Source organism: Allorhizobium sonneratiae, assembly GCF_023700755.1.
Taxonomy (GTDB): Bacteria; Pseudomonadota; Alphaproteobacteria; order Rhizobiales; family Rhizobiaceae; genus Allorhizobium; species Allorhizobium sonneratiae.
In genome coordinates this window covers 259,465-274,716 of the sequence record NZ_JAMKOJ010000005.1, presented here as the reverse complement: position 1 = coordinate 274,716, position 15,252 = coordinate 259,465, and the positions used below count along the sequence as shown (strand labels likewise).

15 protein-coding genes and 1 tRNA gene are annotated in these 15,252 nt (G+C 54.8%); 9 read left to right on the top strand and 7 right to left on the bottom strand.

The window, feature by feature from the left end; translation table 11 throughout:
- The first annotated feature begins 311 nt into the window (after positions 1-311).
- The 3 genes from NAC44_RS11815 (at position 312) to NAC44_RS11805 (ending at position 2,109) form a co-directional block, all read left to right on the top strand.
- Positions 312-1,103: a metallophosphoesterase gene (locus NAC44_RS11815; protein ID WP_250940977.1), complete on the top strand. Its 792-nt coding sequence runs from the start codon at positions 312-314 to the stop codon at positions 1,101-1,103.
- A gap of 34 nt (positions 1,104-1,137) precedes the next feature.
- On the top strand, positions 1,138-1,560 hold the full coding sequence (arsC, locus tag NAC44_RS11810) for an arsenate reductase (glutaredoxin) (RefSeq protein WP_250940976.1): 423 nt from the start codon (positions 1,138-1,140) through the stop codon (positions 1,558-1,560).
- An 87-nt stretch (positions 1,561-1,647) separates the two neighbouring features.
- Positions 1,648-2,109 carry a ribonuclease H family protein gene (locus tag NAC44_RS11805; protein WP_250940975.1) on the top strand — a complete coding sequence of 154 codons (462 nt, stop codon included), beginning with the start codon at positions 1,648-1,650 and terminating at the stop codon, positions 2,107-2,109.
- A gap of 224 nt (positions 2,110-2,333) precedes the next feature.
- On the opposite strand, the gene NAC44_RS11800 is transcribed toward NAC44_RS11805, so the two are convergent.
- Both NAC44_RS11800 and NAC44_RS11795 read right to left on the bottom strand, forming a co-directional pair.
- A tRNA-Lys gene (locus tag NAC44_RS11800) sits at positions 2,334-2,409 on the bottom strand.
- 138 nt (positions 2,410-2,547) lie between these two features.
- Positions 2,548-3,465 carry a PhzF family phenazine biosynthesis protein gene (locus tag NAC44_RS11795; RefSeq protein WP_250940974.1) on the bottom strand — a complete coding sequence of 306 codons (918 nt, stop codon included), beginning with the start codon at positions 3,463-3,465 and terminating at the stop codon, positions 2,548-2,550.
- 235 nt (positions 3,466-3,700) lie between these two features.
- On the opposite strand from NAC44_RS11795, the gene NAC44_RS11790 reads away from it, so the two are divergent.
- Positions 3,701-4,105, top strand: coding sequence for an NUDIX domain-containing protein (locus NAC44_RS11790; protein ID WP_250940973.1), 405 nt, complete (start codon positions 3,701-3,703; stop codon positions 4,103-4,105).
- On the opposite strand, the gene NAC44_RS11785 is transcribed toward NAC44_RS11790, so the two are convergent.
- From NAC44_RS11785 to NAC44_RS11770, 4 genes are all read right to left on the bottom strand, one after another.
- Positions 4,067-4,447 carry a TfoX/Sxy family protein gene (locus NAC44_RS11785; RefSeq protein WP_250940971.1) on the bottom strand — a complete coding sequence of 127 codons (381 nt, stop codon included), beginning with the start codon at positions 4,445-4,447 and terminating at the stop codon, positions 4,067-4,069. The two genes, NAC44_RS11790 and NAC44_RS11785, sit on opposite strands and share 39 nt — an antisense overlap.
- A gap of 5 nt (positions 4,448-4,452) precedes the next feature.
- Positions 4,453-4,932, bottom strand: a complete 480-nt coding sequence (locus NAC44_RS11780; RefSeq protein ID WP_250940969.1) for a flavin reductase family protein — start codon at positions 4,930-4,932, stop codon at positions 4,453-4,455.
- Between the two features lie 106 nt (positions 4,933-5,038).
- Complete coding sequence (locus NAC44_RS11775) at positions 5,039-6,403, bottom strand: cytochrome P450 (protein WP_250940967.1); 1,365 nt, start codon at positions 6,401-6,403, stop codon at positions 5,039-5,041.
- A 37-nt stretch (positions 6,404-6,440) separates the two neighbouring features.
- A complete protein-coding gene (locus tag NAC44_RS11770; protein ID WP_250940965.1) occupies positions 6,441-7,352 on the bottom strand; it encodes a LysR family transcriptional regulator in 912 nt (303 codons plus the stop codon).
- Between the two features lie 790 nt (positions 7,353-8,142).
- Between NAC44_RS11770 and NAC44_RS11765 the strand changes: the two genes are divergently transcribed.
- Complete coding sequence (locus NAC44_RS11765) at positions 8,143-9,162, top strand: GlxA family transcriptional regulator (protein ID WP_250940963.1); 1,020 nt, start codon at positions 8,143-8,145, stop codon at positions 9,160-9,162.
- Between the two features lie 57 nt (positions 9,163-9,219).
- Here the strand turns inward: NAC44_RS11765 and NAC44_RS11760 are convergent, their stop codons facing one another.
- On the bottom strand, positions 9,220-10,404 hold the full coding sequence (locus NAC44_RS11760) for a cystathionine beta-lyase (protein WP_250940961.1): 1,185 nt from the start codon (positions 10,402-10,404) through the stop codon (positions 9,220-9,222).
- A 424-nt stretch (positions 10,405-10,828) separates the two neighbouring features.
- On the opposite strand from NAC44_RS11760, the gene NAC44_RS11755 reads away from it, so the two are divergent.
- The 4 genes from NAC44_RS11755 to NAC44_RS11740 all read left to right on the top strand — a co-directional run bounded on the left by NAC44_RS11755 (position 10,829) and on the right by NAC44_RS11740 (position 15,219).
- Positions 10,829-11,857: an amino acid ABC transporter substrate-binding protein gene (locus NAC44_RS11755; protein ID WP_250940959.1), complete on the top strand. Its 1,029-nt coding sequence runs from the start codon at positions 10,829-10,831 to the stop codon at positions 11,855-11,857.
- Positions 11,858-12,081: 224 nt separating this feature from the next.
- Positions 12,082-13,275, top strand: a complete 1,194-nt coding sequence (locus NAC44_RS11750) for an amino acid ABC transporter permease (protein ID WP_250940958.1) — start codon at positions 12,082-12,084, stop codon at positions 13,273-13,275.
- 3 nt (positions 13,276-13,278) lie between these two features.
- A complete protein-coding gene (locus tag NAC44_RS11745; RefSeq protein WP_250940956.1) occupies positions 13,279-14,433 on the top strand; it encodes an amino acid ABC transporter permease in 1,155 nt (384 codons plus the stop codon).
- A gap of 15 nt (positions 14,434-14,448) precedes the next feature.
- Positions 14,449-15,219, top strand: a complete 771-nt coding sequence (locus NAC44_RS11740) for an amino acid ABC transporter ATP-binding protein (protein WP_250940954.1) — start codon at positions 14,449-14,451, stop codon at positions 15,217-15,219.
- Positions 15,220-15,252 lie beyond the last annotated feature (33 nt).

Genomic DNA, 15,252 nt, shown 5'->3' with positions numbered 1-15,252 from the left:
GCTGACGCTGAAATATGCTAGAGCATTTCACCGTTTCACTGAAACAGTGAAATGCTCNCGGTCTCAGCCTGGATCAGAAGCCGGATTATATATGATGGCTTGAAAGCACCCGCTGACGCTGAAATATGCTAGAGCATTTCACCGTTTCACTGAAACAGTGAAATGCTCTAACTCTTTGTTTTTCCGCATTTCCGGACGGAAAACCGTTTCACACTTTTCCTGGAACTGCTCTATAATGATTTTCGATATGGCACCGTATCTCACCTGATACGGTGCCATCATCATGATATGCATAAAGGTTTTATTTCTGAATGAGAATATTTGCCGGTTCTGACTTTCATGTTGATTACCAGGAAAACCTTGCATGGTTCGAGGATGTCTCACGGCAGGATTTCAAGGATGATGTGCTGATCGTCGCAGGCGATGTGGCAAACTCTCTCGATCTGTTCAGCCGGTTCATGACGATGATGAGCGAGCGTTTTGCCAAGGTTCTGTTCGTGCCGGGCAATCATGATCTCTGGTGCCGTCATGGCGGTCGAAGAAGCCGTTCCGGCTCATCTTTGGCTGAAGAGAGTTCTTCTTTTGAGCAACTGGAGACGGTGCTGGCGATCTGCAAGGGTCTGGGCGTATCCATGTCGCCATATCGGGCAGGGCGCAGACTGATCGTCCCTCTGTTTGGCTGGTATGACTATTCCTTCGGTGAACCCAATGCGACGCTTTTGCAGATCTGGATGGATTATCGCCGCTGCGACTGGCAAGGGTTGAGTGATGCCGAAGTCAGCGCCCATCTGGACAGTTTCAACCATCAACCCGATCTGACTGGTGTCAGCTCAGTCCTGAGCTTTTCCCATTTTCTGCCGCGCATCGATCTTATGCCGGAGAGATTGCCGGAAAAATATAAGTTTCTGTTTCCCGTCTTCGGATCGCAACGGCTGGAGGCCCATATCCGTTCGCTCGGCTCAAGCCTGCATATTTATGGGCACAGCCATCTGAACCGGCGGGTGGTGAAGCATGGCGTGACCTATATCAACAATGCCTTCGGGTATCCTTCGGAAAAACATATTGCCCAACGGATGCTGATGGAAATAACCGATCTGTCATGACACGACGTGGTGACGCACAAACAGGGAAAACAGCATGATGGCGACCATATTTCACAATCCCGATTGCGGCACGTCACGCAACACTCTGGCGCTGATCCGCCATGCGGGGATCGAGCCGGACGTGATCGAGTACCTGAAAAATCCGCCGTCAAAAGACAGGCTGATTGCCATGATTGCCGAAGCCGGTCTGATGCCACGCCAAGCCTTGCGGCACAAGGGAACGCCTTATGATGCTCTTGGTCTCGATAATCCGGCCCTGACAGATGACGAGATCATTGACGCCATGCTTCAACATCCAATCCTGATCAACAGGCCCTTTGTTATCACGCCGCTTGGCACACGGCTTTGCCGTCCATCCGAAATCGTGCTGGACATCCTGCCGCCATTCCGCAATGGGGCGTTTTTCAAGGAGGATGGCGAGCAGGTGCTGACCGATGACGGTGAGCGGATGGCATGACCATTCAGCGTCACGCTTGTGATTGCACGTTGTTTGCATAAGATAGATTATGGAACTAAAAGTCATAACAAACTGGAGAATGTGCGATTGAATGATAATCTCCAGATATATGTTGACGGTTCCTTTTCGCCCGATACCAAAACCGGTGGCTGGGCATTTGTCGTTTATCGCAATGGAATTGAGGTCACATCAAACTCTGGGCGTGTTGATGCCCAGAGCAATGGGCAGATGGAAGTCCTGGCTCTTTTTCAGGCACTTGAATGGATTGTCAGTTCAGCACCTGGTGAACAAGTCGTCGTCTGGTGCGATTCCCACTATGTCGTTGACGGCTGCAACAGGCTCCTGAAAATCTGGCGTACCAATGGATGGAAGCGGGTGACGGCAAATCCACACGAGCGAAAGCGATCAATTCCAGACCGGGAACTTTGGCGGTCTATCGACCAGTCCCTCCCCAAGCTTACCTTTACAACCATCATGTGGTGCAAGGGTCACTGTGGGAACGCAGGCAACGAGCAAGCTGACAAACTCGCATCCATACAATCCCTGTAGCGCGTTCTCATTACAGCGCTGTGCGCCAAATATGGCGCACAAAGGTCGCGGTAACACGTTTAATCTGGAGAGAATTATCCCGAGGTGAGCATCTGCGCAACCGTGGCAGGTCGTTGCGTCTTATAGTAGATGAAGAGCGCATCATCGCTCACAAAGTCACCTACAAGCATCAAGTCATAAACAGATGCATAAAAGTTATAAATTCAGTCTAAGCCATTGATATTTGGTGGGTGATGTAGGGCTCGAACCTACGACCCGCTGATTAAGAGTCAGCTGCTCTACCAACTGAGCTAATCACCCGTCCGCCGCGCTTCGTTGTGTTTCGTTGCTGGCGTGAGAGGGCATATAAAGGGCTTGCCCCTGCTTGTCTATAACCTCACCCTGAAAAAACACGGCGTCATTTCAAAAAAATGACAAATCCATGAAATCTATCAGGAATTAACACTCAAGAATTCCTGTCGCAATCCGTATGGCGCAGCCGCCGATCCGGGCGCGAAAGATTGCGGCATCCTTGGTATCGATGTGGAGATGGATAAAGGACGGTCTGCCCATTTCCACGCCCTGCTCTACCAATATGGGATGATGTCCATCCGGCAGGGCATCAAAATGCTGGATCGCGCCCGAGAGTGCGGCCACGGCAGAGCCTGTTGCCGGGTCTTCGGCAATGCCCATGTCGGGCGAGAACATGCGGGCGTGAAAATCAGCCTTGTGATGCACGCCACCACGGCAATAGACATAGGCCGAGGTCATCGCCCCATCGGCATAAGGCGCCACCCTCTCCCACAATTGCGGATCGAATTCGATTTTTTCGGCAACGGACAGATCATTGACTGGCAGTAGCATGAACGGCACACCTGCGCTCCACAGCGACGGTTGGTGGTTCTCAAAACCGAGTTCTGCTGGTTTCAGGCCAAGCGCATCGGCAATGCCTTGGCGATCCATGGGCAGATGAATGGGCTGCGAATTTTTCGGCAGGTCAAATTCGGCAAAACTCGCCTGCCCTTGCCGCAGACTGACGGCACAGCGCACGGGGCCAATCTTTTCTTCAAGAACGGTGACGATGTCCTGCGTCAGGTTTTGCTCCTGCCGGTCCCGCTCTGCCAGCGCAATTGCCGCCCCGACAGTGGGATGGCCAGCAAAAGGCAATTCACGTCCGGGGGTGAAAATCCGCACCCGGGCCGCATGAGCTGGCTGCAAAGCCGGCAATATGAAAATCGTTTCCGACAGATTGAATTCACAGGCCACCGCCTGCATGGCAGCATCATCCAGACCTTCAGCATCAAAAACGACGGCAAGCGGGTTTCCCGCCAGCGGGGTTTCGGTGAAAACATCGTATATGCAATAGGAACGCGCCAAAAATGCCTCCTGACCAGAGCAGGGCCGCGTGCCGCGCGGTCATGCAACATAAGGGATTCAATCGGATGCAGACTGCACGACGCAGACCGATGATGCAAGCAAAGTGGTCAATTCAATTCTGGTGAGGTTTTCATGGCCGTCACCAGCCGTAACAAATCATCTTTTCAATGTTGTGAGTTGTGATATGTGCCTTTATCGACAGCTTCCAACCCCGCACCCAGATTGTGAGCGCGATATGCTTCCCGGCACTGATTTTCCCGGCCTTGGCGTCAATCTGATCATCAACAGAGGCGGCAAAACACTGCTTTACAAGCGGGTAAAACCGCTTGAGGCCGATCATTGGAGTTTTGTTGGCGGCAAGATCGATCTGATGGAACCGGCGGAAGCAGCCGCGCGACGCGAGGCGCAAGAGGAAACGGGCCTGATCATCGGCCAGATGCAATTCCTGACGGTTCTTGAACGCATCCATCCGGAAAATAATCAGCACTGGCTGCTGATGATCTACAAGTCCGAGGATATCTGCGGCGACCCAAAACTGATGGAACCGGATAAACTTAGCGATTTCGGCTGGTTCGCATCCGACAGCTTGCCTGAACCACTTTCAGCCGTCGTCAAGGCTGCTCTGCCGTTTCTGGGGTGAGCGACGCTTTTTCTGCTTTGGCTTGCCTGCCGCGCGAAAACCGGCCTCACAGGCGCGCCGCACCCACAGCGCCATGTCATCGGGATCGTCAAAGGCGCTGTCCGGGATGCTCCAATAGGGCATGGCGACCGGCGCTCTGTCCGGCCGCTGATAGGTCCATTGCCGGGCTCCGGCTTCGGCAAACAGCGCTGCCGTCTCATCATCCGCCTTCAGCAGCATATCGCCACCAAGCTCGATGGCGATGATGTTGCCATCGTGATAAATGCCCTTGCCACCGAACATGCGGCGAATACTGATGGTGCCGAGCGCCTGAAACATGTCCTCTATGGCATCACGATCCATGTGACTTATCCGATGCTGTGAAATCCACGATCAAGATAGAGCAGGGAAGCGGATGGATCGCCGAATTTCAACCCCACCACTTCGCCGAACAAAACGGTGTGGGTCGCGGTTTGCTTGCGATCCACGATACGGCAATCATAGGCGGCCAGCGCATCGGCAAGCACGGGGGCGCCTGTCACCAGACGTTCCCATTGCGCAAGGGCAAAGCGCTCTTCTTCCGGCAGGCTGCCATAACCGGCAAAAGCACGGGCAAGGTCTTCATGCCGGGCAGCAAGCGTGTTGAGGCAGAAGCTCTCCGAGGCAAAAAACAGCTGATTCTTTACGTTTTCATTGTTGACGCAGGCCAGCACCATGGGCGGACGGTCTGATACCGAACAGGCGGCGGTGATCGTCACCCCGCGTCTTGCGCCCTCACCCGCCACGGTGATGATTTGCACATGTCCGGCATACCGGCTCATGGCGTCACGATACGTCAAAGCATTCACCGGCAATGTCAAAATCCGCACCCTCGCTGTTTCAGTCCGGCTCCGGCTATACAGCAAAAATCGGCAGGAATGAAACAGGCTGTTTTCCGAGAGCATCCGGGACGATCTATCGCGCTTCGACCTTGAGCATCAGCGGTTCTTTCGGCCGGAGTGTTACCCGCATCACCGGTTCGGGTGGACGGTCATTGACCATGGAAAAGCGAAAACGGCGCAACAGCACAGCCAGGATCGCCACCGCTTCCATGGTGGCAAAGGCGCTTCCGATGCAGATGCGCGGTCCTGCGCCAAAGGGCATGAAGGCGAAGCGATGCCGTTGACGCGCCACCTCGGGCGCAAAGCGATCCGGATCGAAATCGTCCGGCCTTTCCCATAAAAGCCGGTGACGATGCAGCGCATGAATGGGAAACAAAAGCAGCAGACCGACAGGCAGACGGTGTTCGCCCAAGGTGAAAGGCTCGATCACGCTTCTGACAATCATCGGAGCCGGAGGATAGAGCCGCATGGCCTCGTTGAAGACCTGACGGGTATAGACCAGTCTGTCGATGTGCTCCGGCGCAATGGGGCTGGACCCCGCTATGCTGCCGATCTCGCTCAGCACCCGGGCTTCACAATCAGGATGGCGGGCAAGCAGCGCAAGCGTCCAGGCAAGGCCGAGCGCCGTGGTTTCATGCCCTGCGGTGATGAAGGTCAGAAGATTGTCGATCACCTGTTCATCATTCATGCTGCGGCCGGTTTCAGGGTCCTGTGCGGCCAGCAGCAGAGAGATCAGATCAGGGCGCGCAACGCTGTTTTCCCGGCGTTGGCGAATGATTCGCGCCATTTCCTGCCGCAGATAGGCGACGGCTGCGTCTCCCTTGCTCTTGCCGGGATAGGGCGTCCATAGCGGCGCCCTGATCATGGTCAGCGCCATGATCCAGCTTGTCGGACGAAGATAATCGGTAATGGATTGTTCTATTCTCGCAACATCGATGGCCTCCCCGCCCGACATCATCGTCTCGACAATGATATCGAAGGTGGTGCGCATCATTTCCTGCCCGGAATTGATCACCCGACCGCTCTGCCAGGCATCAGCGCGCCTTGTGGCGGCGTCGATCATGGCCGGTAGAAAGCTGTTGAGCTTTTCCCATTGAAAACCGGCGGCGACGGACTGGCGCTGCCATTTCCAGTGGGCACCATCGGCGGTCAGAAGGCCACTTCCAAGAGCCGGCCCCAGCGCCCGGCGCGCCTCCTCCCCCTTGTCCAGCTTGCTGGCGTTTTTCACCAGCGCGTCATGAATGAGGTCTGGCTTCATCACCATCAGCCGGGGTCGACCGGGATAAGGCACATAGACCAGTTCGTTTCGGTAAATCTGTTCCGGCAGGGCGTTCAAAGGATTGCGCACCACCTGCGGCAGGACCATAAAAGGTGAGCGGCGGCTGACGAAAATGCCTTTGCTTGCCTCTGAAATCAGAGGACTGTCTACCAATGTCATCGACCTACCCTCTTGCTCACCATTCTGAATAATAAAATTAAGCAGCGATTATGGCAGGGATAAAGCAACGACTGCCTAAAATACCGCGGATATGATCAGCAACCGCCCGGATCGGTTCCCCGGCGCTTTCGCGTATGGAGAGGCCGATCCGATAGCAGCCAAGATCCGGCAGGCCATCCGCCTCGCCCAGTTCCACCATATCATCGCGCAGGAGAAAGCGGGCCAGAGGCGCAATGGCAATATCGGCGCGAATGGCAGCAAGCTGGCCCAGATTATGCGCACAGAAATAAGCGATCCGGTATTCACGGCGCTGTTGTTCCAGAGCCGTAAAGGCGCGTTTGCGCCAGCAGCAATCCTCATTCCATACGGAAACCGGCAAGGGTGTTTTCATATGCGCCTGCCCGTTGCGCTTGCCCGCCCAGACCAGCTTTTCCGTCATGACGGTCTCCACACCGGGAAAGGAGGCTTCGTCGATAACATTGACCAGAGACAGATCGATGCGCCGCTCCTCGACCGCACGAAACAGGTCACGGGAACTGTTGATCGTCACTTCCACAACAAGATGCGGCCAGGTCTGGGCCATATGGGACAAAAGCCGGGGCAGAACCAGTTCGCCGATATCCTCCGGCGCCCCAAGACGCACCACCCCGTTCATATCCGGCATGACGAACATGGAGACGGCTTCGTTGTTCAACTCCAAAATCCGCCTCGCATAGGTCAGCAGCAATTCGCCATGCGGCGTCAGGGACACGGAGCGGGCATCGCGTTGAAACAGGGTGGCGCTGAGCTGCTCTTCCAGCTTCTTGATCTGCATGGACACCGCAGAGGGTGTGCGCAGAACCTGTTCGGCGGCAAGGGTAAAACTGCCGGTTTGAGAAATGGCCAAAAAGGTCCGCAGTACTTCATTGTCCAGCAACGGCAAGCGGTTTTGAAACCGGAATTCTGTCATGCCACTATCTTTCAATAATTTTGAATTGAAACATCATAACGTTTCGTTTTGCTGAAAGTCAATCTGCTGGCATTCTTCTGATCAAGGCAGTGCAATGTGCTGGCCCTTCGGTCTTCGATGAGCAGCCGCCTGTGATGGCTTATCAAGTCGACGCATCACAACATCTGATGCAGTACGTAAAATACATTCACTTATAGAATGCTCTGAAAGACGATATCGTGCGGATGATCGAGAATGCCGCTGTTTCACTCTGTCTCGACGCAAAACAGAAAGGATAATGCAATGTCTTTTACCCTGAGTTTCCGGCCTGGCCGCTCTCGGCAAAGCCCGGCTTTGCCTTTTGCCATAAGCCTGACCAGATCATGGCGCATATGGATTGAGACACAGATGAAACCGCTTGTGACACGCTATAGTCGCTGGCAGGCATGCAGACGTTATGAAAAGTCGATCGAGGCAATGCCATTCGATCTGAGGAAAGATATAGGCTGGCCCGGCTGCGACATGCAGCGTCGCAACTCTGCCCCTTAATTCGGCAGGGGGTGACCTTTTGAGTGCAATCAGAAATATTTTTGGGCAGATATCCAATTCTTCATTGAATATCAGTAGGATAATCTGCCCATTCAATTTTTGCATCCCCCGAAAAAAACATGCGGGATGGCGTTGAAAACTTTTGGTCTTTTGTGACTATAAAGTGTACATGTCGCTTTTAATCGTGCTATTGTCGCTTCTGAGCCATTGACTGGTTTAAATTTTGTCAATTCTGGCTTATAACCTCAGCACGGTGTTCAACATGAGCAAAGCGCCAACGCGGAAACGCAATATCGTCTTTTTTCTGGTTCCCAATTTTACGCTTCTTCCCTTTGCCGGCGCAATCGAAACGCTGCGTATTGCCAATCGTATGCTGGGTTATTCCGCCTACGAATGGCGCCTGGCGTCGCTGGATGGCGGTAAGGTATCATCCTCTTCCGGCATCTCCATTGATGTGGATTCCTCGCTTGCCGATGAGCGGCGGTTTCTGTCGGGCGAAAACCGCCCGAACATGGCCATCATCTGTTCCGGCGTCTTTGTCGAGGATTACAGCAATAAATCGGTCAATGCGTGGCTGAGGGAAGCCTATAACCGCAGTGTGGCGATCGGCAGCCTCTGTACGGGCGCGCATATCCTGGCGCAGGCCGGGTTGTTGAACGGTAAGCGCTGCGCCATTCACTGGGAAAATCTGCCCGGCTTTTCAGAAGCCTTCCCCGAGGCGGAAGTCTATGCCGATCTTTATGAGGTCGATGGCAATCTCTATACCTGTGCGGGCGGCACTGCCTCTCTGGATATGATGCTCAATCTCATTGGTCAGGATTTTGGCGACAGTCTCGTCAACCGAGTCTGCGAACAGCACCTGACAGACAGGGTGCGCGCCGCAAGCGACCGACAACGCCTGCCACTTCGTGCCCGTCTTGGCGTGCAGAACAACAAGGTGCTGCAAATCATCGAACTGATGGAAGCCAGTCTGGCCGAGCCGATGTCGCTCATCGAAATTGCGGAAAAGGTTGACCTCTCCCGTCGTCAGGTGGAACGGCTCTTCCGTCAGGAAATGGGCCGCTCCCCTGCCCGCTATTATCTGGAAATCCGGCTGGATCGGGCCCGTCACCTGCTGGTTCAGTCAACCATGCCGGTCGTGGAAGTTGCCGTTGCCTGCGGCTTCGTCTCTGCCTCCCACTTTTCCAAATGTTATCGGGAATTCTACAATCGCTCGCCGCAACAGGAACGGGCCGAGCGCAAAATGGCAACCCCTGTCAATCTTCCCCGAACAGCTGCCTGAACAACAGGTTCCGCTCCGTGCGAGTAATGAAACGCACGGAGCTTTTTTTATGTGGCATTATCTTATGGCAGCAAAGCCGCGTTCAAGATCGGCAATGATGTCGCTGACATCTTCCAGCCCGATCTGCAGGCGGATGAGCGGTCCATCCGTCGGCGCCTTGCGGATGGTGCGGTCGCTGAGATTGACCGGAACGGCGAGACATTCATAGCCGCCCCAGGAATAACCAAGGCCGAAAAGCTTGAGCGCGTTGAGGAACGTATTGGCGCGCTGGCTGAAGCGGGTTGGGTCGCTTTCACGCAGAACAAAGGAAAAGACGCCGCTTGCGCCCTTGAAGTCCCGCTTCCAGATGGCGTGACCAGGAAAGGATGGCAGCGCCGGATGCAGAACACGGGCGACATCCTTGTGCTCGCTCAACCATTGCGCGACAGCGCGGGCGCTCTTGTCATGATGGGCAAGCCGGACCGACATGGTGCGCAAGCCCCGCAAGACCTGATAGGAATCCTCCGCCGAGCCACAAAGCCCCATGGTGCCGTTGGTTTCCTTCAATTGCGGCCAGTGTTCTGCATTGGCCGAGACCGTGCCCATCAGAATGTCAGAATGCCCGGCCGGATATTTCGTCGCTGCATGAATGGAAACGTCGACGCCGAAATCGAGCGGACGGAAATAAAGCGGTGTCGACCAGGTATTGTCCATGGTGACGACGGCGCCATGACGGTGCGCAACCTCGCTGATAGCGCGGACATCCTGCATTTCCATGGTGTTGGAGGCCGGCGCTTCGAGATGCACGAGCCTTGTGTTTGGCCGCATCAGCTTTTCGATGTCAGCGCCGATCTCAGGATCGTAATATTCGGTTTCAACACCGAGCCGCTTAAGCATCGTGTTGCAGAAATGCCGGCACGGGCTATAGACCGAATCAACCACCAACGCATGGTCGCCGGGGGCAAGATAGGCCAGAAACGGCACGCTGATCGCCGCAAGGCCAGACGGCAGGATGATGGTGCCGGCAGAGCCTTCCAACGCGTTGATTGCTGCTTCCAGCGCATCTGTGGTTGGCGTGCCGCGCGTGCCATATGTATATTTCTGATTGCGGCCCGCCATGGCTTCCGCAGAAGGAAACAGCACCGTCGAGGCCTTGACGATTGGTGGGTTGACGAAGCCATAAAATTCGGATGGATCGTGCCCGAGATGACAAAGCCGCGTATTGTCTCCGGCTTCCTGCAACCACGTTTTTTCCTCTGACATGAATGTTCCGCCGCCTCTTGTTTTCAACCAAACTTATAGTGTCGCATCAAGCCGTTACATCACGCGCATGACTAGAAAAAACTCATCACCATGACTGACGATTTTTTGTACTGGTTTGAAGAAGCGGAGCGCAGACGTCAAGCCTCTTGCCACCCAGCTCTTGACGCGGCCTTAACGTGAGATCATTTTGCATAATTATTATGCACATTCCGCATGTTTCGAAGTTGTTTTGTTTAAAAAATAGACAAATATATCAAATTGCCACTTTTCTTCGCAGAATCGACTCATCAACTCTTGACCGGGAACACATTTACGAATGTGATAGAAGCGTGTGAAACATACACACGCATCGGCGGTGGAGAGGGGCTTTGGACCGAAGTCGTCGCCGGGGAATTTCAAAAACGGATAACAAAGGTTGGGAAACATGAAAAAGACGCTTCTCGCAGTTGCGCTGGGTGCAGCCGTATCGGCTATGGCCGCTTCTGCCGCCTCGGCGGATACGTTGAGCGATGTGAAGGCAAAGGGTTTTGTCCAGTGCGGCGTCAATCCGGGACTTGCCGGTTTTGCGCAGCCCGACGCGCAAGGCAACTTTAAAGGATTTGACATCGATTTCTGCCGCGCTGTGTCTGCGGCTATTTTCGGCAATCCGGACAAGGTGAAATACACCCCCCTCAGCGCATCGAACCGCTTTACCGCACTCCAGTCCGGTCAGGTCGATGTTCTGGCTCGCAACACGACCTGGACGATCAGCCGCGACACCTCGCTCGGCCTGAACTTCCGTTACGTCAACTATTATGACGGCCAGGGCTTCATGGTTCCGAAGAGCCTCGGCGTGAAATCCGCACTCGAACTGTCCGGCGCCGCCATCTGCGTGCAGTCGGGTACGACGACCGAGCTCAACCTTGCCGACTATTTCAAGTCTCACGGTCTGAAGTACAATCCGGTCGTGTTTGAAAAGCAGCAGGAAGTCGATGCCGCCTATCAGTCCGGCCGCTGCGATGTTTACACCACCGACCAGTCCGGTCTCTATGCCGTTCGTCTGACGCTGTCCAACCCCGACGATCACATCATTCTGCCGGAAATCATTTCCAAGGAGCCGCTTGGCCCGGCTGTTCGCCAGGGTGATGACAAGTGGTTCGACATCGTGACCTGGGTTGGTTACGCCATGGTTCAGGCCGAAGAATTCGGCATTACCTCGAAGAATATCGACGAGATCAAGTCGACAACGAAAAACCCGGATGTTCAGCGCTTCCTTGGCACCGAAAAGGATTCCAAGATCGGTACCGATCTCGGACTGAACAATGACTGGGCCTATAATATCATCAAGACGGTTGGCAATTACGGCGAAGTCTTCGAGCGCAATATTGGCCAGGGTTCGCCTCTGAAGATCAAGCGTGGCCTCAACGCCCTTTGGGAAAATGGCGGTCTGCAATACGCTCCGCCGATCCGCTAAGCCGGATAGAATTGGGGGACGAGGCGGATCATTCCGCCTCGCACTGTCTTGGCGGGGCTCGCATCTGAAGTGAGGCGCGAGCCCCGAGAGGGAAAGCCAATCCAGGGTCCCGTTATCGCTTCATGTATTCGGGATTGCGCGCAAAGACAGTGATTGCCTTGAGACATATCCAATAAAAACAATAGAAACGCAAAGTCTCCAAGACTTCGGGAACAGGGCAAAGCATGACAGATCACGCCGTCAATGGGCAGCCGCGATCAGACGGTCGAAGCTCACTGATCAACGATCCGACGTTCCGGGCCATTATCGTGCAGGCCGTCACCTTTGTGGTGCTGGTTTTTGTCGTATGGTCCATCGTCGACAACACGATCGCCAACCTGCAAAAAGCAAATATCGCTTCAGGATTTGGCTTTCTGGCAGGCCGCGCTGGCTTCGATATCAGCCAGACCATGATTCATTATACCAATGATTCCACCTATGGCCGCGCCTTGCTGGTCGGCCTGGTGAACACGGTTATGATCGCTGTGTTCGGGATCGCCACCGCCACCATTGTCGGCTTTATCATCGGTCTGGCGAGGCTGTCGAAAAACTGGCTGATTTCAACGCTGGCGACGGTCTATGTGGAAATCTTCCGCAACATCCCCGTTCTGCTGGTGATTTTCTTCCTTTACAAAGGGGTTCTTGCCGCCCTGCCCCTGGCCAGAAATTCGCTGCACCTGCCCCTTTCAATCTATCTCAACAATCGTGGACTGGTCTTTCCCCGGGCCATTTGGGGTGATGGTTCCACGCTGGCGATGGCCGCTTTCCTGCTTGCTCTGGTGTTGGCGATCGGTGTTAGGATCTGGGCGAAAAAGCGCCAGATGCGCACCGGCAAACCCTTTCCCACAGGCTGGACCGCCCTTGCTCTGATCGTCGGTCTGCCCGTGCTTGTCTTTGCTGCTCTTGGCTGGCCGCTCAGCTTCGATTATCCGGTGCAGGGCAAGTTCAACCTCACCGGCGGCACAATCATCCGTCCGGAATTCGTTGCCATTTATCTGGCGCTATCGCTTTACACGGCCGCTTTCATCGCCGAGGTCATCCGCGCCGGCATCAAGGGCGTTCCCAAAGGCCAGACGGAGGCTGCCGAAGCGCTTGGGCTACATCACAATACCACAACGCGTCTGGTGGTGGTGCCGCAGGCGATGCGCATCATCATTCCGCCTTTGACCAGTGAATATCTCAACCTGACGAAGAACACCTCGCTTGCCGTGGCTGTGGGCTTCCCCGATCTCGTATCGGTTGGCGGCACGATCTTGAACCAGACCGGCCAGGCTGTGGAAGTCGTGACCATCTGGCTCGTCGTCTATCTCACGACCAGTCTTCTGACGTCGCTGTTCATGAACTGGTTCAACGCAAAAATGGCGCTGGTGGAGAGATAAGTCATGGCCCGTGAGATTGCTTATGTCCGTCAGGACATGCTTCAGGCAAAGCCCAGCCCGACCAATGAACACAGTGTTGGTGCATGGATCCGCAAAAATCTTCTGGCGACCCCCAAAGATGTGGTTCTGACGCTTCTGGCGCTGGCACTGCTTGTCTATATGCTGCCCGGCTTGATAAACTGGCTGTTCATTCAGGCAAGCTGGACAGGGGCAGATCGTTCGGTCTGCGCCACGCTGGTTCAGGGCGGCATCCAGCCGAATGGCTGGTCCGGTGCGTGCTGGGCTTTCGTGAACAACCGTTTTGCCCTGTTCATATTCGGCAGCTATCCGGTCGACGAGCGCTGGCGGGTCATGCTGGTGATGGCGCTCTTCGTTGTGCTGCTGGTGCCGCTTCTTATCCCGTCTGCACCACGTAAGGGGCTGAACGCCATTCTGCTGTTCATCGCCTTTCCGATCATCTCTTTCTTTCTGCTGCTGGGTGGTTATTTCGGCCTTCAGCATGTCGAGACAAGCCGTTGGGGCGGTCTGACTGTCACATTGATCCTGTCTTTCGTCGGCATTGCGGTCTCCCTGCCCTTTGGTGTTTTTCTGGCACTCGGGCGACGTTCGACCATGCCGCTGATCAAGACACTGTCGATCACACTGATCGAGGTCGTGCGCGGCGTGCCGCTGATCACGGTTCTGTTCATGGCCAGCGTGATGCTGCCGCTGTTCCTGCCGGTCGGCTGGACCATCGACAATTTTCTGCGCGCTCTGGTGGGGCTTTCGATCTTCGCTTCGGCCTATATGGCGGAGGTTATTCGTGGTGGTCTGCAGGCCATTCCGAAAGGTCAATATGAAGGCGCCGATTCTCTCGGCCTGACTTACTGGCAGAAAATCTGGCTGATCATCATTCCGCAGGCGCTGAAACTGGTCATTCCCGGAATTGTGAACACCTTTATCGGTTTGTTCAAGGATACGTCGCTTGTCTCGATCATCGGGATGTTCGATCTTCTTGGCATCATTCAGCAGAACTTTGCCGATCCGAGCTGGGCAAGTCCGGTCACGCCGGTGACTGGCCTGATTTTTGCAGGCGTTGTCTACTGGATCTTCTGCTTCGGCATGTCGCGCTATTCCGCATTCGTGGAACGTCGCCTCGACACCGGACATAAACGTTAAAAACAGGATTACATCATGGCTGAAGCGAAAAAGCTCACCGTTTCTGAAACCGACGTCGCCGTCGAAATCATCAACATGAACAAGTGGTATGGTGATTTCCACGTGCTTCGCGACATCAATCTCAAGGTGATGCGTGGTGAGCGTATCGTCATTGCCGGCCCGTCGGGCTCGGGCAAATCGACAATGATCCGCTGCATCAATCGTCTGGAAGAACATCAGTCCGGTAATATCATTGTCGATGGTATGGAACTGACCAACGACCTGAAAAAGATCGATGAAGTGCGCCGCGAAGTCGGCATGGTCTTCCAGCACTTCAATCTCTTTCCGCATCTGACCATTCTGGAAAACTGCACGCTGGCGCCGATCTGGGTGCGCAAGATGCCGAAAAAGGAAGCGGAAGAAGTGGCGATGCACTATCTGAAGCGCGTCAAGATTCCCGAGCAGGCCAATAAATATCCGGGCCAACTCTCCGGCGGCCAGCAGCAGCGTGTTGCCATTGCGCGTGCGCTGTGCATGAAGCCGAAGATCATGCTCTTCGATGAGCCGACCTCGGCGCTCGACCCGGAAATGGTCAAGGAAGTGCTCGACACCATGGTTAGCCTCGCCGAAGAAGGCATGACCATGCTCTGCGTTACCCATGAAATGGGCTTTGCCCGTCAGGTCGCCAACCGGGTGATTTTCATGGACCAGGGCCAGATCGTCGAGCAGAATTCGCCGGTCGAATTCTTCGATAATCCGCAGCATGAGCGCACCAAGCTGTTCCTCAGCCAGATCCTGCATCACTGATTTTTTGATGTATGAACGAAAAGACCGCGCCTT